17 protein-coding genes and 1 tRNA gene are annotated in these 19,047 nt (G+C 39.4%); 11 read left to right on the forward strand and 7 right to left on the reverse strand.

Annotation, left to right across the window (positions count from 1 at the left end):
- Positions 1-2: 2 nt before the first annotated feature.
- The 3 genes from IA57_RS09050 to tpiA are packed head-to-tail and all read left to right on the forward strand — an operon-like array spanning position 3 to position 2,339.
- Positions 3-1,079, forward strand: a complete 1,077-nt coding sequence (locus tag IA57_RS09050; RefSeq protein WP_036123281.1) for an ABC transporter permease — start codon at positions 3-5, stop codon at positions 1,077-1,079.
- Between the two features lie 19 nt (positions 1,080-1,098).
- Entirely contained in the window at positions 1,099-1,593 is a 495-nt protein-coding gene (locus IA57_RS09055; protein WP_036122299.1) for a TlpA family protein disulfide reductase, read from the forward strand.
- Complete coding sequence (tpiA, locus tag IA57_RS09060; RefSeq protein WP_036122302.1) at positions 1,590-2,339, forward strand: triose-phosphate isomerase; 750 nt, start codon at positions 1,590-1,592, stop codon at positions 2,337-2,339. The genes IA57_RS09055 and tpiA overlap by 4 nt, the downstream gene beginning before the upstream one ends.
- A gap of 89 nt (positions 2,340-2,428) precedes the next feature.
- Here the strand turns inward: tpiA and IA57_RS09065 are convergent, their stop codons facing one another.
- Positions 2,429-3,631 (reverse strand): porin, encoded by a 1,203-nt coding sequence (locus IA57_RS09065; protein WP_036122306.1) that lies wholly within the window; start codon positions 3,629-3,631, stop codon positions 2,429-2,431.
- Between the two features lie 69 nt (positions 3,632-3,700).
- Here IA57_RS09065 and prmA point away from each other — a divergent pair, with 69 nt between their 5' ends.
- The 3 genes from prmA to IA57_RS09080 all read left to right on the forward strand — a co-directional run bounded on the left by prmA (position 3,701) and on the right by IA57_RS09080 (position 4,958).
- Positions 3,701-4,537 (forward strand): 50S ribosomal protein L11 methyltransferase, encoded by an 837-nt coding sequence (gene prmA, locus IA57_RS09070; RefSeq protein ID WP_036122309.1) that lies wholly within the window; start codon positions 3,701-3,703, stop codon positions 4,535-4,537.
- A 2-nt stretch (positions 4,538-4,539) separates the two neighbouring features.
- The gene (locus IA57_RS09075; RefSeq protein WP_036122313.1) at positions 4,540-4,815 is read left to right on the forward strand and encodes an ATP-dependent Clp protease adaptor ClpS; all 276 of its coding nucleotides are present in this window, start codon (positions 4,540-4,542) and stop codon (positions 4,813-4,815) included.
- Between the two features lie 69 nt (positions 4,816-4,884).
- Positions 4,885-4,958: transfer RNA gene (locus IA57_RS09080), tRNA-Arg, on the forward strand.
- A gap of 70 nt (positions 4,959-5,028) precedes the next feature.
- Here the strand turns inward: IA57_RS09080 and IA57_RS09085 are convergent.
- From IA57_RS09085 to htpG, 4 genes are all read right to left on the reverse strand, one after another.
- Entirely contained in the window at positions 5,029-6,507 is a 1,479-nt protein-coding gene (locus IA57_RS09085) for a T9SS type A sorting domain-containing protein (protein WP_036122315.1), read from the reverse strand.
- Positions 6,508-6,671: 164 nt separating this feature from the next.
- Entirely contained in the window at positions 6,672-6,824 is a 153-nt protein-coding gene (locus tag IA57_RS09090; RefSeq protein WP_036122316.1) for a hypothetical protein, read from the reverse strand.
- A 629-nt stretch (positions 6,825-7,453) separates the two neighbouring features.
- Complete coding sequence (locus IA57_RS09095) at positions 7,454-7,870, reverse strand: hypothetical protein (protein ID WP_036122318.1); 417 nt, start codon at positions 7,868-7,870, stop codon at positions 7,454-7,456.
- A 126-nt stretch (positions 7,871-7,996) separates the two neighbouring features.
- Positions 7,997-9,886 (reverse strand): molecular chaperone HtpG, encoded by a 1,890-nt coding sequence (gene htpG, locus IA57_RS09100; RefSeq protein ID WP_036122321.1) that lies wholly within the window; start codon positions 9,884-9,886, stop codon positions 7,997-7,999.
- A gap of 177 nt (positions 9,887-10,063) precedes the next feature.
- Here htpG and IA57_RS09105 point away from each other — a divergent pair, with 177 nt between their 5' ends.
- Positions 10,064-11,074: a 3-oxoacyl-ACP synthase III family protein gene (locus tag IA57_RS09105; RefSeq protein ID WP_036122324.1), complete on the forward strand. Its 1,011-nt coding sequence runs from the start codon at positions 10,064-10,066 to the stop codon at positions 11,072-11,074.
- A gap of 292 nt (positions 11,075-11,366) precedes the next feature.
- Here IA57_RS09105 and IA57_RS09110 read toward each other — a convergent pair whose 3' ends face one another.
- Positions 11,367-13,841: an outer membrane beta-barrel family protein gene (locus IA57_RS09110; RefSeq protein WP_036122327.1), complete on the reverse strand. Its 2,475-nt coding sequence runs from the start codon at positions 13,839-13,841 to the stop codon at positions 11,367-11,369.
- 114 nt (positions 13,842-13,955) lie between these two features.
- Between IA57_RS09110 and IA57_RS09115 the strand changes: the two genes are divergently transcribed.
- Entirely contained in the window at positions 13,956-14,318 is a 363-nt protein-coding gene (locus tag IA57_RS09115) for a CoA-binding protein (RefSeq protein ID WP_036122330.1), read from the forward strand.
- Here the strand turns inward: IA57_RS09115 and IA57_RS09120 are convergent.
- Positions 14,295-15,737 (reverse strand): sodium:solute symporter, encoded by a 1,443-nt coding sequence (locus IA57_RS09120; RefSeq protein WP_036122333.1) that lies wholly within the window; start codon positions 15,735-15,737, stop codon positions 14,295-14,297. The genes IA57_RS09115 and IA57_RS09120 overlap by 24 nt on opposite strands.
- A gap of 70 nt (positions 15,738-15,807) precedes the next feature.
- Here IA57_RS09120 and recR point away from each other — a divergent pair, with 70 nt between their 5' ends.
- The 3 genes from recR (at position 15,808) to IA57_RS09135 (ending at position 18,943) form a co-directional block, all read left to right on the forward strand.
- Entirely contained in the window at positions 15,808-16,425 is a 618-nt protein-coding gene (gene recR / locus IA57_RS09125; protein WP_036122338.1) for a recombination mediator RecR, read from the forward strand.
- Between the two features lie 11 nt (positions 16,426-16,436).
- Positions 16,437-17,549, forward strand: a complete 1,113-nt coding sequence (locus tag IA57_RS09130; protein WP_036122340.1) for a glycosyltransferase family 2 protein — start codon at positions 16,437-16,439, stop codon at positions 17,547-17,549.
- A gap of 80 nt (positions 17,550-17,629) precedes the next feature.
- Positions 17,630-18,943: a dihydrolipoamide acetyltransferase family protein gene (locus IA57_RS09135; protein WP_036122343.1), complete on the forward strand. Its 1,314-nt coding sequence runs from the start codon at positions 17,630-17,632 to the stop codon at positions 18,941-18,943.
- The last annotated feature ends 104 nt before the right edge of the window (positions 18,944-19,047 follow it).

Raw genomic sequence — 19,047 nt, forward strand, 5'->3', positions numbered from 1 at the left:
TGTTGTTAAGCTATTTTATAAATAAAATTTTTTATGCAGCCCTAACGTTGTTTGGTGTTGTAACGGTTATATTTTTTCTTTTTAATGTATTGCCTGGCGACCCTGCGCAAATGATGCTGGGGCAAAACGAAGACAGCCATCAACTGGCAATTGTAAAAGCTAAGTATGGGTTTGATAAGCCCTTGTCTACGCAGTATTTGTATTACTTAAACGATTTGTCACCGCTGTCCTTTCATTCAAAGCAGGCAGACCACTATACCTTTCTTGCCAAAGACAAGTACAGTGCGGTTAAACTTGTTTCAATAGGCGACGTAAACATAGCCCTAAAGGCGCCGTATTTAAGGGAGTCGTTTACCAAGCAAGGCAAAAAAGTAACGGCAGTAATTGGCGAAACCTTGCCCAATACGTTTGTTTTGGCCATTTCGGCTATAACCATTGCGATTGTAATGGGCCTTGTTTTAGGGGTTGTTTCGGCCCTGTTTAAAGACCGGTGGTTGGATAGACTAATACAGGTATTCAGTACATTTGGCATGAGTGTGCCGTCATTTTTTAGCGCGATTTTGTTTGCGTGGTTGTTTGGGTTTGTTTGGCATGAATACACCCATTTGGAAATGACAGGAAGCTTGTACGAGTTGGACGATTTTGGAGAAACTATGCACCTGCGTTGGAAAAACCTTATTCTGCCTGCCATAGTGCTGGGCATTCGCCCACTGGCAGTAGTTATTCAGCTTATGCGAAACTCCTTGCTAGAAGTTTTTAACCAAGATTATATTAGAACAGCGCGGGCCAAAGGCCTGTCGGAATACCAGATTATAATAAGACACGCTTTAAAAAATGCATTAAACCCTGTGGTTACAGCTATTTCGGGTTGGTTTGCCTCAATGTTGGCTGGTGCCGTTTTTGTAGAGTATATTTTTGGTTGGAACGGTTTGGGAAAAGAAATTGTAAATGCCTTAAACACCTTAGACTTGCCTGTAATAATGGGTGCCGTTTTGGTTATTGCAACCGTATTTGTAAGTATTAATATATTTGTCGACATAATTTACACGTGGCTAGACCCGAAAGTAAAACTCGAATAATAAAAACCTCTATTTTAAAATGAAACACATTTTTTTAGTCCTTTTTACAAGTGTCCTATTGTTTAATTGCCAGGCACAGGAAGCGCCAAAGCACTTTTCGGAAAGCGCTCTTAACGATACGTTTATAGCTCTTGATGGCACATCCTTGACATTTTCAGAAATACTGGATAAACATAAAGGCAAAACCATTTTAATTGATGTTTGGGCCTCTTGGTGTGGCGATTGTATAAAGGGCATGCCTAAGGTAAAAGAGCTTCAAAAAGCACATACAGATATTGTTTATCTTTTCTTATCATTAGATAAAAGCGAAGATAGCTGGAAGCGAGGTATTAAAAAGTATGATGTGCAGGGCGAACATTATTATATGCAATCTGGGTGGAAGGGCGCCTTCGGAAGTTTCTTAAATTTAGATTGGATACCAAGATATTTGGTTGTAAATCCTGACCAGAGCATCACATTGTATAAGGCCGTAAAGGCAACAGATAAAAACTTAAAAGCCGCATTGGTAAAATGAGAAGACAAATAGTAGCAGGAAACTGGAAGATGAACAACGATTTGGCTCAGACACAAACGTTGATAACCGATTTAAAACAACAAACCAAAACCTCTAAGGCCGAAGTAAAAATAGCACCGGCATTCACTAATTTATGGTCCGCATTCGAGGCAACAAAGGAAACCGATATAGAGGTTGTGGCCCAAACGATGCATTTTGCAGACAACGGGGCCTTTACAGGCGAGGTGAGTGCCTCAATGTTAAAAAGCATAGGGGTAAAGACCGTTATTTTAGGGCATAGTGAAAGACGTACCTATTTTAACGAGAGCGACGAAGATTTGGCAAAAAAAGTAAATGCGGCATTGGCGCACGATATGGAAATTATTTTTTGTATTGGAGAAGTTTTAGAAGATCGAGCTGCTGGACGAGAAGAAGCTGTTGTGGCTGCCCAAATAAAAAATGCACTTTTTCATTTAGAGGGTGAAGCTTTTAAGACTATTGTTTTAGCATACGAGCCAGTATGGGCCATAGGTACGGGAGAAACAGCCAGTCCGGAGCAAGCACAAGACATGCACGCTTTTATTAGAAACACATTGGCCAGCAAGTATGGCGATACGGTGGCTAATACTGTGCCTGTTTTATACGGGGGGAGTGTAAAACCCAGCAATGCTAAGGAAATTTTTTCTAAACCAGATGTCGATGGTGGGTTAATAGGAGGCGCTTCGTTAAAGGCCGAGGATTTTTATGCTATTGTAAATGCGTTTTAATCAAAAAGAATGTCCCAGGTGTATTGCCTTGGGCAATAAACTCACTAAAATAAAAATAAAAAAGGCTCGCATAACGCGAGCCTTTTTTATTAAATGCCTATTTCTATTTGAAATCTAACATACCAATCTTCGTTTGTGGTATTGTCTATAAAATTAGAGTCTGTTCTGGTTACTTCGGCTTGAAGTTTTAAAGCGTGTTCCCAAATGTATTTGGTAACGCCTAGGCTGTATTGGTTTCTTTGTGGCGTTAAAATTTCTATGTCGCTATGAGGTTCTTGGTGCGAAAATCTTCCTATAACTTCGTAATCGTTTTCAAAAATGTAACTCAATTGCGTATCAAAACCGCGTCCTGTAAAAACGTATTCAATATCGTTAATGTCGTCTGGGTTTGCCGTAATAGGGTTGTCTGCAAAGCGGCTTAAATAGGCCGTTTGAAAAGCCCAACCGTTGTACTTTAATATGGCATCTAAAAGCAAGGAGCTCATATCGCGTTGTTCAAACAGCTCGTTGCCCGTACCACCTCTTGTACGTCGTCCCTTATCGTTGTGGTGGTAAACACCAGAAAGCATTAACTTTGGGGTTTCCTCTCGTTTTACATCACCTTCAAAAAAGGCACCGTTGCCTTTAAATGGGCCAAAGGGGAACAGTTCTAAACGCCCGGTAAAGGCCAATCCGTTGTCGGGATTTTTGGTCCAGTTTCTACCTTCACCCGTACTAACAGCTGTTTTTATGTTGTATGAAAACTTGTCCTTGGTCTCGTTTAGGTAATAGGCATGTACACCAAAATCCCTATCAATGTTAAAGCTCGAATTGTTAATGGATCTGTCTGTAAGCTGCAATGCGCCAGAGGAGTTAATACGTTGGCGGTTTCCGGGAAGTTTTGTTTGTCCAAAACCAAAGTTCCAATGTTTGTTTGGCCTATAAAACACAATCGCATCTCTAATAATATTAATGTTACCATGGTCTTCCAATGGGCCAACATCTCTAGGAGAAAAAGACAATTGAATAACGTAAAGTAATTTTGGGTCACCTACATAACCATCAAAACGCAAACGCAGTCGGCGAATCATGGCTTCGTAAGCGGCATCTTCTCCGTCGTCTTGTAAATACGTTAAACGGTTTTGCATTCTAAATCTAATGTTTAGTTTAAAAATGCTATCGGGAGAGGTTATCCCCAGGCCTTTACCATAACTATAATAAGGCAAGGCAGAGAGTTTTATGTCGTTGTTTTCTTGTGCTTTAATTGTGCTAAAGCAGCATAACAAAAACAAGGTAAAGATAAATTTGTACATATGTTAGTTATATTTTGCTGCAAAAATAACAGTATCTAACCAATCATTGCTAAATTTGTTAAAAAAAGTATGTCGGCCATTTACATAGGATATAAATTTGTAATCGCTCCTTTACAACCTGGGGCAGAAATTTTAATTGCAGAGTTGGGAGCTGCTGGTTTTGAGAGTTTTGTTGAAGAAGAGGATGGGGTTTTAGCTTACATTCAAAAAGACGAATGGCATGAGGATATTTTAGATGAGGTTCAAATTTTGAGTTCCGAAGCGTTTGATATCACCTTTACTTTTGAAGAAATCGAGCAGATTAATTGGAATGAAGCTTGGGAAAAGAACTTTAACCCCATAGTAGTCGATGAAGTTTGTGCTGTTAGAGCGCCATTTCACGACCCCTTTAACACGCCGTACGAGGTAATTATAGAGCCTAAAATGAGTTTTGGTACGGGGCACCACGAAACCACGCATATGATGATTCAGCATATTCTAAAGCATGATTTTGAAGGCAAATCGGTTTTAGATATGGGTTGTGGCACAGCCGTTTTAGCCATCTTGGCAGAAATGAAAGGCGCCAACCCTATTGATGCCATAGATATAGACAACTGGTGTTATTTAAACAGTTTGGAGAACATTGCACGTAACAACCGTAAACACATAACAGTTTACGAAGGCGATGCTAGTTTACTTAACGGCAAACATTACGACATTATTATTGCCAACATTAACAGAAACATATTGCTTAACGATATGGAAACCTATGCCGCTTGTTTAAATAAGGATGGGGTGTTATTTTTAAGCGGTTTTTATAAAGACGATATTTCTACAATTGAAGAGGCGTGTAATAAACACCACCTTTTTTACGTTGATGGATTAGAAAAAAACCAATGGGTAGCGCTACAATTTAAAAAAGCTTAAACATGAGTACACAAGAAAAAACGCTAGAGGATGTTCTGCTAGATGAAGCGGTTAACAAAGAAAACGAAATAGTGCTTTATAACGACGATGTTAATACTTTTGATCATGTAATAGAAACACTAATCTATGCCTGCGACCACACCCCAGAGCAAGCCGAACAATGTTCCATTATTGTGCATTACAAAGGCAAGTGTACGGTAAAAACCGGTGCTTACCCCGATTTAGAGCCACGGTGTAGTATGCTTTTAGAAGCTGGATTGAGTGCAGAAATTGTATAAAATGAATATTTTTTTAAAATCCCTTTTAAGAAATAAATAATTAAGTTATATTTGCACCCACTTAAAAAAGGCCTCGTGGCGCAACTGAATAGCGCATCTGATTACGGCTCAGAAGGTTGCAGGTTTGAATCCTGCCGAGGTCACTAAATAAAAATGCAACTCACTAAATATTAGTTTGTTGCATTTTTTGTTTTATGTTATGAGTGAAATTGCTTATTTCACAATTAATTTTTTAACCAGTTTTTTGTTGTTGCCGTTAAATTCAACAAAATACACCCCGGGGTTTACGGGTAAGTTTATTTGGTGTTCCTCTAGGTTAAGGCTACGTTCCAGAACTAACTGCCCTTGAATATTAAAGACCCTTAACTGTTTAAAGTCTGCCAGTTGGTTGTCGAAAAATAAAGTGCCATTATTGGGATTGGGGTAAATGTTAAGTGCGTTAACATCGTGTTCCTGGGTGCTTAGGAAATTACAGTCTACAGGATCGAAAGTAACTTCTCCCAAAGAAGCATCATCGTTTAGATGAACAATAACTGCCTCGGCAGCTGCCAAAGTATTAGGTGTATTGGTTTCGTCCCAGCAATTGTTCATAGCCATAATAGGGCCGCTGGTATTGTTGTATAAAGCGTATGTTATGCCGTTGTTTCCATTTTCAGAAAAGACATTTTGCCCTGGGTTGTCTACGCCGTCTCCCAAGTTAATAGAGGCTTGGCCAATAACCGTAATACCCCATAGGTTGCCCCTAATGGCATTGCCAGAAGCGATAACTTCCATTGGAGGCGCTGAGGTGTTTATCGAAATACCGCTACCGCCTATATTCGGTTGGTTTTGGGTGTTGTTGTTTTCTATAACGTTATTTCTAATGTAAGCAAAGGAGTTGTTTCCTAATACGGTCAAGCCGTACCGGTTGTCGGTAATAACATTATCGTCTATAATAGCGCGTATGTTGCCACCTACAAAGTTAGAAACAGCAATACCGCCAACCTGATCTAAAGCAACATCGCCTTTTATGGTGTTCTGGATAATCTTTAAAGTGTCGTTAACCAAGGTGGTACCTATGTTTATTTGTGGGCGGTTAGAGTTGCCTTGGTTGTTGCCTTCAATGTAGTTGTTAAAAATGTAAGGCGACACGAGATTGGTGGCTCCAGAGCTAATGGCGGGAAGGAAGTTAAAGGTTATGGTGTTGTTTGTAATTTGTGGTGTGCCTCTAGAAAGGGAAATGACGCCACCGGTTGTAGCGCCCGCAACATTGTTGGTTAAAGTGCAATTGTTAATGGTAAAGGTCTCGGTAAGTACCCTTAACCCGCCACCATACGAGATTGTAGCGTTTTGAATGTCGATGGTAGAAAATTCTTCAAACCTAAACCCTTCATAAGGTGTTGCGGTGTTTGCGGCAGTCATGGTAACTTGATTGCCGCTTACGGTAAAGGTTCCGAAAACGGTAATTAATAAATCGGCTTCAATTTCTAGGGTAATGTCGGTATCAATAATAATACTGTCGTTTCCAGAAATGGTTAAGTTTTCCATTAAAGTGTAAGTGCTGCCAGAGACCGTTATGGTAGAAGGGCTTTGGGTAGCGATATCATCTAAGGTCCAGGTAACTCCTGTGTCTGGAGTGCTGTATGTTTGTCCGAAAACAGAGCAGACTGTTGGTAGGCAAACAAGCAATAGTACGAGTAATTGTTTTTTCATAATTTAGGTTGTTTTTATAAAAATACACAATAAGAAAAATATTACAGGTTATTTTTAAAAGATTTTTAGGTGTTAGAAAATAGCCTTGTAAATTATTGACTAACAAGCGGGTGTTTGAAAAGGGAAGGGGATTAGGAAATGTGAAGAATTGCCAGCACGAAGGGTTAATCCAAAGCATTTTTAACCACAAAATACTTCCAACCAATTATGGCCAATTGTACTTTGGTAGCTTTGCCCAAATCTAACCTTTTTTTGGTGTAGTTGGGTAAAACCACTTTGTTTATGCTTGCAAGAAGTTTAAAAAAAGCCTTTTTCATACCTTGTAAATATAATGTTTTAAATGTTGTCTTGCTACTTTTTTTAAATGAGTAAAACTTATTCTAGAACTAAGTTTTACTGGCATCAATTAAAATAAGGACACAATAAATTCAATTATCGCAATAGCAAGTGTTAGCATCATTTTAAGGGTTTTAAAGGTTATTAGTTTAGTATTGAGTTTTCAATATATATTTTTAGGAAAGTTACTTCCAAATAAAGTGTGTAAAATCTATGAAACTGACTTCTTATTTAGTAGTGAAAAAATGATTTATATTTTAATGTGAAATATTAATGCCTTAATTAATGTTTGTTTTTGTTATTGTTTTGTGTGATTATGTTTAATAACTGTAACTTTTATAGGGTGTTTTTTAATTCAATATTAAAAGAATAGGGGGAAGCTATGCGAAAAACAGGTGGTTTAGGGCAATGTCATCTTTATGCAGTAGCTTTTTATCATGTAGACAAGTTGAAAAATGGTTCCCAACTAGAAGCTGTTTTTTTAAAAAGCACCATCTGATTTATTAGAAAATAAGGTGTAAAACGGCCAAGTTTTAACCGAAAAATAAAGCCTGCTTTTCTATTTTTTTAGTTGAAGTTAAAAGCAGCTGTAAAAAAAGCCGCTTAAATTTTAAGTGGCTTTCTTAAGAGGAACGTAGTCTATTTTTTTAAATCGCATGGCGTTCCAATTGGCGTTAATTTCAATTTGTCTAACGGGCTTTAACCAAAAGTCCATTAAATCGTCCCAAGCATTATCGTGGTAGAGTTCTACAATAAGTGCTTTGGATGTTTTTTGCGGGTAGGCAATCCATAACACACAATCGTCATCGAGTTTAGGGAGTAAGGTAAGCATTTGGTCTATAAGTTGTTGCCTAGAGGTAATAAACAGTATGGCAAAGCCAACGCAAGAGGTTTGTATTAAAGATTCAGAAATAAGAACCTCCTTTAATCCCAATGCGTTTAATTCATCTTCAAAATCATCGGGCTTGTTAAGCACCACAATATGATCGCGGTTTTTAAGCTTTAATCTACTGATAAGCGACTTCATAGGAATAAAATTACTAACACTAAAGATAATGATTTTAAATGAAAAAGTGGTGTGCAATATGTTGTAAAGCAAAAAACCTCCCAAGCACAGTTGAGAGGTTTTTTAATGATGGTATTAAGCAATACATTACTTAATCATATCGTAACTACGCTTAATAAAGTTGGTGAGTTCTTCACCTTTTAACAACCCTTGGCTTAAGCGGGCCAAGTCTAAACTTTGATTAATTAAGCGTTCTTGTTTTTTCTGGGTTTTGGTGTTTAAAATTTCACTCACCAAATTGTGGTTGGTGTTTACCACTAAATTGTACATGTCTGGCATATTGCCCATGCCAAACATACCGCCGCCACCTGTTGCTTGCATTTCTTTCATACGACGCATAAATTCTGGCTGTGTAATTATAAACGGTGCGGCATCGCTATCCATAGCTTCTAACTGTACCGTGAATTTTTCGGCAGGAATCACCGTTTTAAGCAATTCGTCTAAGGTAGTCTTTTCCTCTTCACTTAATTTAGAGATTTTGGTGTCGTCTTTTTTAATTAAATTATCAATATGGTCGGCATCTACGCGGGCAAACGAAATGTTCTCTTTGGTTGTCTCTAGTTTCTGCATTAAATGCGATACAATTGGCGAATCTAATAAGAGCACTTCGTAACCTTTAGCTTTGGCTGACTCGATATAGCTGTGTTGCTCTTCTTTGTTAGAGGCGTAAAGAATAACCAGTTTGTCGTCCTTATCAGTTTGCTTAGCTTTAATTGCGTTGTACAGCTCATCGTAAGTGTAATACTTACCATCTACCGTAGGGTAAAGGGCAAAAGCATCGGCTTTTTCGAAGAATTTGTCTTCAGAAAGCATGCCGTATTCAATCACAATTTTAATATCATCCCATTTCTTTTCGAAATCTTCACGGTTGTTGTTGAAAAGCGATTTTAATTTATCGGCCACTTTACGTGTGATGTACGAAGAAATTTTCTTAACAGCGCCATCGGCTTGCAGGTAAGAGCGCGAAACGTTTAACGGAATGTCTGGCGAATCGATTACCCCGCGAAGCATGGTTAAAAATTCAGGAACAATACCTTCAACATTATCGGTTACAAAAACCTGGTTTTGGTACAGTTGAATGCGGTCTTTTTGAACGTTTAAATCGTTGGTCATTTTTGGGAAATACAAAATTCCCGTTAGGTTAAATGGATAATCAACATTTAAATGAATGTGGAATAACGGCTCTTCAAACTGCATGGGGTATAGCTCGCGGTAGAAGCTTTTATAATCCTCATCTTCTAAGTCGGTGGGTTGTTTGGTCCAGGCCGGGTTAGGGTTGTTAATAATGTTGTCAACGTCTTGAGTTGGCGCTGGGTCTTCTTCTTTGGCGCCTTCTGGTTTTGGTAACGTTTCTGTTTTGGTGCCAAACTTAATTGGAATGGGCATGAACTTGTTGTACTTCACTAAAAGTTCACTAATTTTAGATTCTTCTAAAAACGCTTTATCATCTTCTGTAATGTGAAGAATAATTTCTGTACCACGCTCGGTTTTATCGTGAGGTTCTAAGGTGAACTCAGGCGATCCATCGCAAGTCCAGTGAGCTGCGGGTTCATTCTCTAAATACGATTTGGTGATAATCTCAACCTTATTGGCTACCATAAAAGCCGAGTAAAAACCAAGACCAAAATGACCAATAATACCAGAGTCTTTAGCAGAATCTTTGTATTTATCTAAAAATTCCTCAGCACCAGAAAAGGCCACTTGATTAATATATTTTTCAACTTCTTCAGCAGTCATACCAATCCCTTGGTCAATGATGTGAAGGGTGTTGTTGTCTTTATCAATTTTCACCTCAATTTGTGGGTTGCCATAGGCTACCTTAGCCTCTCCAATACTGGTTAGGTGTTTTAGTTTTAATGTTGCATCTGTTGCATTACTAATTAATTCACGTAAAAAGATTTCGTGATCACTATAGAGGAATTTTTTAATTAATGGAAAGATATTTTCTACCGAAACATTAATACTTCCTTTTGCCATAATATATCGTTTTTTGTGTTTGTAAATTTTAAACTCAATAAGTCAAAAAAAATACCAAGACGAAGGATGTGACAAAGTGACATAAAACGGGTACTATGCATGCATAATAATAAGAGTGCGATTTTTTAAAAGTGTTTTATAGGAAATATTTAACTTGCAGAAGCTAATTTTTATGATATGTACAATTCAAAAATAATCGGGCTAGGCTATTACGTGCCAGACAATGTGGTTACCAATGATGATTTAACCAAGCTAATGGACACCAGTGACGAATGGATTCAGGAGCGCACAGGTATTAAAGAACGCCGTTGGGTAAAGCCAGGATCTGGCGAAACAACCTCTTCTATGGGGGTTGAAGCTGCAAAAGTAGCCATTGACCGCGCAGGTATAGATAAAAATGATATCGATTTTATTGTTTTTGCAACCTTAAGTCCCGATTATTATTTTCCAGGACCGGGTGTTACGGTCCAGAAAGAGTTGGGTATAAAAACGGTAGGCGCGATCGATGTACGTAACCAATGTTCTGGTTTTGTATACGGTTTGGCCGTGGCCGATAACTTTATAAAAACCGGCATGTACAAAAATGTGTTGGTGATAGGAAGTGAGCTGCATTCGCACGGATTGGATAAAACCACGCGAGGACGTGGCGTTTCGGTTATTTTTGGCGATGGGGCAGGAGCGGCTGTTTTAAGTAGAGAAGAAGACTCTTCTAAAGGAATTTTGTCTACACACTTACATGCTGAAGGCGAGCATGCAGAGGAGTTAAGTTTAATTGCTCCAGGCATGGGCAAGCGCTGGGTGAACGATATTATTGCCGATAACGATCCCAACGACGAGAGCTACTTTCCGTACATGAACGGGCAGTTTGTATTTAAAAATGCCGTAGTGCACTTTAGCGAGGTAATTATGGAAGGCCTCACAAAAAATAACTTAAAGCCCAGCGATATCGATATGTTAATACCGCATCAGGCCAACTTGCGTATTGCACAGTTTGTTCAGAAGAAATTCCAGTTAAACAACGACCAGGTGTTTAATAACATCCAGAAGTATGGCAACACCACTGCGGCCTCTATACCAATTGCTTTAACCGAAGCTTGGGAACAAGGAAAAATAAAAGTAGGCGATACCGTAGTGCTGGCCGCTTTTGGTAGCGGGTTTACTTGGGGTAGTGTCATTATAAAATGGTAGAGAATAACGCCTTTTAGAGCAAAACACAGGAAAACCCAAAACTATTGAAGAAAGGTTTTGGGTTTTCCACTATTAACCAACTTAACTAACACTAAAAGAATATGTGCTGATTAACTTATCACTCATATATATAGACGTAAAAACGCCGAAAATATTTCATGGCACATTAATTTTAACTATCATTTAACAGAAAACGAAAACCCGGGCTAAAACAACCCGGGTTTTCTTATTTAACAGCCAAACATTAACACTAACCATCAACTATTATGCTGTGGCTGCCAAAATTGCGTTTCTACATAAATCCGCCACTGCTAGAATTCACGTCGCTATCTCTTTTCTTGCGTTGTAACGCTCTGTATTTTCCGCCGCCAAATCGGTAAGACAAGGTCACGTTCCAAGTGTTGCTCTCCCAGTTAAACTCGCCTTTTTCAGGGAAAGGGGTCTTACCTTCGAAGGCAAATTTCATGGTGTCGAAAATATCGTTGTAATTAAACCCAAAGGTCGCTCGGTTGTCTTCTAAAAAACTGTAGCGTAGCCCTGTATTAACAAAGTACATCGGGTCTCTTGTAAACTGAATGCCTTTTTGTTTGCCGCGGTACATAGCAAATACCGATAGGTTTAAGTGCTTGGTGGCTTTAAAGTTGTTAAACATTCTAAAGTTCCACACCATATTCTCAACCTCGGTTTTAACGGTAGCAATATCGTTAACCGTAGCATTCTGAATATCGTCGGTGTCTAAAAATTCGGTCAGGCCTTTTTGGGTTTGCGAGTATAGGTCGAAACTTCCGTTTAGGCTCCACCATTTGGTAGGTCTGTAATTTCCAGAAACCTCTAGCCCGTAAGCCGATGAGTTTTCGAAGTTATCGTAAGACAAGATGGAGTTGGCATCGGAAACATTGGTACGGTCTATCCTTACCATACGGCTAATTTGGTCTTCAATAATACGGTAAAATACACCAGCGGTTAAACTTCCTTTGCTTAGGCTTCTGGTGTAGTTAAACTCGGTAGAGTTGGTAAATTGCGGTTGTAATTCAGGATTTCCGTAAGATGACACTCTAGGCGTGCTCCATTCGCGAATGGGGTTTATTTGTCCCAGTCCCGGGCGGTCCACACGGCGACTATAGCTTACTTGGTATGAGTTTTTATCGGATGCTTTGTAAGTTAAAAAGGCCGAAGGGTATACTTGAAAGTAATCGTTCTCAAAAGGAAGAAACTCTGTGGTATTGTCTTGAAATGTACGTAATGGCTCGGCATCTACGTTTACTTGTTCCAGACGGGCGCCTAGTTGATAACTCCATTTATCTAGCGTTTTGCCATAGGTGGCGTACAGTGAATAAATGTTTCGTTGGTAATCGAAATTGGTTTGGGGTGTAGGGATAAGACTGCCGTTTTGGTCGTAGGTTACCCCGGTTGATTTGTAATCGATAACCGAATTGAACAACCTCACCTCGCCGCCAACTTCTAATTTAGCCACATCGCTTAATGGGTTAACATAGTCTACATTTATAGTGGTTTGGTCGCGGTTGGTGTCAACAAAATCTAGGTAATCAACAGGAAAACTAAAATTTATGTAGTTAAAGTCGGCCAGCTGGTCTTGGCTAAAATCGTTATAGTCAATTTCAACATCTAGGGTTTCATTTTCTTTTTTAAACTTGTGCTTGAAGGCTAAGTTGTACTGGCCAGAGCCATTGTCGGTTTCGTCGGTAAATATCTGTTGCCTTGTAGTGGCGTCGGCATTGGTAATTAGGGTGTTTCCTACGCCATTACCTTCAAAAAAGTTCTGATTGGTAAAGAAGGAGATGGTGTTTCGGTCGTTAAGGTAATAATCAACACCAACTTTAAACAGGTGCGATTTGTTGTTATTGAAGAACTTAAAATCCTGGCGGGAAAGATCGTCTAGCCTGTTAACCTGACCAAAGTTGTCCCATTTGCCAATATTGTTGCCGTAATTCCCGTAAAAGTTAAGCTTGCCGTTGCGGTAGTTCATGTCGATAGAGCTGTTGAACTTGGCAAAAACCTCTTTGGTTACCCCAAGGTTTATGTTTCCGTTAAAACCTAATTTGGTGTTTTTATGAAGGATAATATTAATAATACCGCTCATACCTTCGGGGTTGTATTTTGCCGATGGGTTGGTAATTAACTCAATGCTTTTAATGGATGTCGATGGAATTTGACGCAGCAACTGAGCCACAGGAACGTTACTTAGTTTGCCATCAACCATAACGCGTACATTTTCGTTGCCGCGTAAGCTAATGTTTCCGGTTTGTTGGTCTACGTTTACCGAGGGTAAATTGGTCATAATATCGGAAGCGGTTGCGCCTGCCGTTGTCAGGTCCTTTCCAATGGTAATAACCTTTCTGTCTACCTTTTGTTGTATGGTAGAAACCTCGGCAACAACAGTCACTTCGTCTAGTGCCGCGGCTTCCTCTTCAAGCTTAATCTGGCCGAGGTTTACCCTAAAGTTGTCTTTGTTTATCGTGACGTGCTTGGTTATGGTTTTGTACCCAATAAATTGTATATTAACAACGATATTTCCTTCTGGAACAGAAGTTATTTTAAAGTTGCCATTATCATCGGTAATAGATCCCGTAATGGTTTCGCCAGCGTTGTTTTTTATCACAATGGTCACGTAGGGCATCGGTTGGTTTAAAGTCGCGTCTATAACTTTACCCCTTATGGTGCCGTCCTTAAATAAGGTGTTTGCAGAGCTTTGTGCATGGGATAGCATGCTGCCGAGCAAGACACAAAAGAAGAATACATGTTTCATTTGGTTGGTTTTGGTTGCTTAATTTTGATTGATGTTTTGTTTTATTACCATTAAAGACGCTTCTTTGTAAGAACTGTTACTGCATTTAACACGACTTAACAACATTTTAACATTATGAACAAAAAAACACTAGTGTTTGGCGCTTCGCTTAATCCCAATAGATACGCGTATATCGCAATCAATAAATTGGTAGAGAACGGTATAGAGGTTGAAGCTTTTGGTTTGGAAAAAGGGACGGTTTCGGGTGTCGAGATTCAAACAGCACTCTTGCCTTATACCGATTTGCATACCATTACATTGTACGTAAACCCAACAAACCAGAAAGGGTACTATAACGCCATTGTTTCATTAAAACCCAAACGGGTTATTTTTAATCCTGGAACAGAAAACCCCGAATTCTACGACATACTTAAGCAGCATGATATTTATTTTGAAGCAGCTTGTACACTGGTGTTACTTGCGACGAATCAGTACTAAGCCAAGAAACATTAACAGGCCGTTAATAATTAATATTTCAAACCCAATTTGATAGCCGTTAAGCAATACAGGCGAATATAGGTTGATTGCGTAAGAAACAATAGGGGCAATTAGGGCTACAACCCAAACATACTTGTCCTTAATTTGCGAGGAGGTTAAAATGCCAAAGGCAAACAAACCAAGCAAAGGCCCGTAAGTATAGCCGGCAGCCTTAAACAGTTCCCAAATAACAGAAACGTCTTTAAAAATTAAATCGAACAATAGAATAACAATAACCAAGACCACACTGGTAAAAACGTGCACCGTTTTTCTGGTTTTCTTTTGTTGGTGTTTAGGTTTTTTGTCCAAGTCTATAATATCTATACAGAAAGCTGTAGTTAACGATGTTAAAGCAGAATCGGCGCTGGAATAAGCAGCGGCAATAAGCCCCAGTATAAAGAAAGCAGAGGTTGCAAGGCCTATTTCCGGTAGCATGGCTATGGTTGGGAATAGGTTGTCTTTTTTAGCCGAAATACCGTGTTCGGCAGCATATTGTGTGAGTAAAAGCCCAAGCACTAAAAAAAGGATGTTTACAAAAATTAAAACCACACTAAAAGAAATCATGTTCTTTTGGGCGTCTTTTAAGGTTTTACACGTTAGGTTTTTCTGCATCATATCCTGGTCCATACCTGTCATGGTAATGGTAATAAACATGCCCGATAAAATACTTTTTATAAAATATTGAGGGTCGTTTACATCATCCAGAAAAAACACCTTGCTCATGGGGCTAGAAGCAACATTGTCGTAAATCGCGCTAAAACTGTTGAGGTCTAACGTGTTGGCAATAAAAATAATGGTAACCACAACCGATATTAACATGAATAGCGTTTGTAGTGTATCGGTAAAAATAATGGTTTTTATACCGCCTCTAAACGTATACAGCCAAATAAGCAAAATAGTCGTGATAACTGTTATGAAAAAAGGAATGCCAAATTGATCAAAAATAAGCAACTGCAAAACTTTAGCGACCAAAAAGAGTCTAAAAGCGGCTCCCACTGTTCTAGAAACCAAAAAGGCAACAGAACCGGTTTTGTACGAATACATACCAAAACGATCCTTAAAATAACTGTAAATAGAGGTTAGGTTAAGTCTGTAGTACAAAGGCAAAAGCACATAGGCAATAACCAAATAACCTAGCAAATACCCAAAAACCACTTGTAAATACCCAAACTGCTTATCTTCAACCGCACCAGGAACCGAGATAAACGTGACGCCAGACAAGGAGGCGCCAAGCATGCCAAAGGCCACCAAATACCAAGGCGCCGATTTGTTGGCTTTAAAAAAGGCCTCGTTAGTATCTTCTTTTCCAGTAAAATATGAAATGGCTATAAGCAGGCCAAAATACGAAAGAATTAAGGCGGCAATAAAAAAGGGTGACATAATTTCGCTATTGATTATAAAATACAAATGTAGAAGTATTTCTTTAATGTAAAATCGTAAATTCGCAGCTATGGAATTTTCTTCTAAATTATTGGAAAAGGCGGTAAACGAAATGTCGCAGCTTCCGGGCATAGGAAAACGTACGGCGCTGCGTTTGGTGTTGCATTTATTAAAGCAGCCAGAAACGCAGGCAATAAACTTGGCCAATGCATTAAGCCAACTTAGAACAGAAGTAAACTTTTGCAAAAGTTGCTTTAATGTAAGTGATACAGAAGTTTGCGAAATATGCGCCAACCCCAGACGCCAACCAGAAATAATTTGCGTAGTAGAAGACATTCGCGATGTTATGGCCATAGAAAATACCAGTTCGTTTAAAGGACTGTACCACGTCTTGGGCGGTAAAATCTCGCCAATGGATGGTATTGGTCCTACCGATTTAAACATTCAGCCTTTGGTAGAAAAAGTAAAATCGGGTACTGTAAAAGAGCTCATCTTTGCGTTGGGGTCTACCATGGAAGGCGATACAACCAATTTTTATATCTACAAGCAAATTCAAGGCTATAACATTGAAACCTCTACCATCGCCCGCGGGATTTCGGTAGGGAACGAACTGGAGTATACAGACGAGATTACCTTGGGAAGAAGCATTATCAACCGTATTCCTTTCGAGGCGTCATTAAAATCTTAATTCCAGCGACATTGAAACTTTCCGTTGTCATATTAAACTATAATGTCCGCCATTTTTTAGAACTCTGCCTGGCAAGTGTGCATGCAGCTGTTAAGGATTTGGATGCCGAAATTATAGTGGTTGATAACAACTCGCCAGACGATAGCTGCCAATTGGTTAAAACATCCTTTCCAGAGGTGGTTTTAATCGAAAATAACACAAACGCAGGGTTTTCTAAAGGCAATAATCTAGGGGTAGCACAGGCAAAAGGCGAATACGTTTGCATTTTAAACCCAGATACCGTGGTAGCCGAAGATACGTTTAAAACCTTACTGGCCTTTGCGCAAAACCAACAAAATTTAGGAATAGTAGGCTGTAGGTTGGTAGATGGTACAGGAGCGTTCCTGCCAGAAAGTAAGCGCAATGTTCCAACGCCGGCGGTTGCCCTCAAAAAAATGATGGGCTTCCCAAAACAGTATTATGCCAATCATGTTCAACAAGAGCAGGTTGCAGAGGTTGCTATTTTGGTGGGAGCTTTTATGCTTATGAAAACTTCGGTATACCGTGAAGTAGGTGGGTTCGATGAGGATTATTTTATGTATGGCGAAGATGTAGATCTGTCCTATAAGGTGCTCAAGGCGGGCTATGCCAATTTTTACAATGGCACAACCACCATCATACACTTTAAAGGGGAAAGCACATTAAAGGATGTTAACTATGCAAGGCGCTTTTACGGTGCCATGCAAATCTTTTACCAAAAGCATTTTAAAACGCATGCCCTGTTTAATGCCTTGGTATGGGTAGGAATAAAATTGGCCTTTTTGTTCAGAAAGCAACCTAAGCAGACCAAAACAAATAGGCGAAAGTATGTGTTTTATACAACAGAAAACAAACGTTTAAAAACCTTAAGAGACGGTTTAAAGCGAGATGTTGAGGTGGTACAGCAGCTAGACCAGATAGCGCCACAGACCGAAATTATTTTCGATGCCAATACCGTGACATACAGGGCAATGATTGAAAAAATGAAGGGTCTAAGCGATAAAAGAATGTTTTCATTTAAAATTTTTCCCAAAAACGCTACCTTTATCCTAGGAAGTAACAGCTCCAAAAATCAAGGAGAAGTAATTAATTTACTGAGAAAATAATTAAACAAAACACAAAAAAATAAACGTTTTTTCGTTAATTTTGCAAGCGAAAATTTAAAAAAGACCTTTTCATTACAGATATGGCAAAATTTGAATTAAAGCTACCCAAAATGGGAGAGAGTGTTGCCGAAGCAACAATTACATCATGGTTAAAAGAAGTTGGCGATACCATAGAGGCCGATGAAGCCGTTTTGGAAATCGCAACCGATAAAGTAGATAGCGAAGTACCAAGTGAAGTAGAAGGCACACTGCTTGAAAAGCTGTTTGATGTAGATGATGTGGTGCAAGTTGGGCAAACCATAGCCATTATAGAAACCGATGCCGATGTAGCTGTAAGCGACAGCACACCTACCGAAACAAAAGAAGAAACAACACAGGCGCCATCTGTTGCCGAAGTGTCTAAAACGGTTGAGGTTGCCAAGGAAGCTGCCGCACCAATAACCTCGTCTGGCGATCGCTTCTATTCACCATTGGTAAGAAACATTGCCAAGGAAGAGGGAATCTCGCAAGCCGAATTAGACGCCATGCCAGGAACAGGCAAGGACGGTCGCGTAACTAAAAATGATATTCTAGCATACTTAAATACCCGTACAACGCAACCTTCGCAGCCAGTACAGGCCAGTCAGCAGGTGCAGCCTAAAGCAGCAGCTCCTAAAGAGGAAAAAGCTCCAGTAGTGCCTACAGGCGATGACGAGGTGATAGAAATGACACGTATGGGGAAACTTATTGCCCATCACATGACAGCTTCTGTGCAAACCTCTGCGCACGTACAAAGCTTTATAGAAGCCGATGTTACCAAAATTTGGAACTGGCGTAAAAAAGTAAAAGACGCTTTTGCTAAACGAGAAGGTGAAAACCTAACGTTTACACCCATTTTTATGGAAGCCATAGCTAAAGCGCTACGTGATTTCCCTATGATGAACATTTCTGTTCAGGGCGATAGCATTATTAAGAAAAAGCATGTTAACCTAGGTATGGCAGCCGCATTGCCAGACGGTAACCTTATCGTTCCGGTTATTAAAGATGCCGACCAGTTAAACCTTGTAGGCTTAACCAAAAAAGTAAACGATTTGGCTAACCGCGCACGACAAAACAAATTAAAGCCAGACGAAATACAAGGCGGTACCTACACCGTTACCAATGTAGGAACCTTTGGTAGTATCATGGGAACGCCAATCATCAACCAGCCACAAGTAGGTATTTTAGCACTTGGAGCCATTAGAAAAGTGCCAGCGGTTGTCGAAACACCAGAAGGCGACTTTATTGGCATTCGTTACCGCATGTTCTTGTCGCATTCTTACGACCACAGAGTGGTTAATGGTGCCTTGGGTGGCCAGTTTGTAAAAGCCGTTAAAGATTATTTAGAGGCTTGGGACCCAAACAGAGAAATTTAAATTCCTGCGTGGTCATTGAGGTAACTCGAAATGTAGGCAGGAAATCGAAGATTCAGCAAAGCTAATCTCATATAAAACAAAAAAGCACAATTTTAGGATTGTGC

Source organism: Mangrovimonas yunxiaonensis (assembly GCF_000733475.1).
GTDB classification, from domain to species: Bacteria; Bacteroidota; Bacteroidia; order Flavobacteriales; family Flavobacteriaceae; genus Mangrovimonas; species Mangrovimonas yunxiaonensis.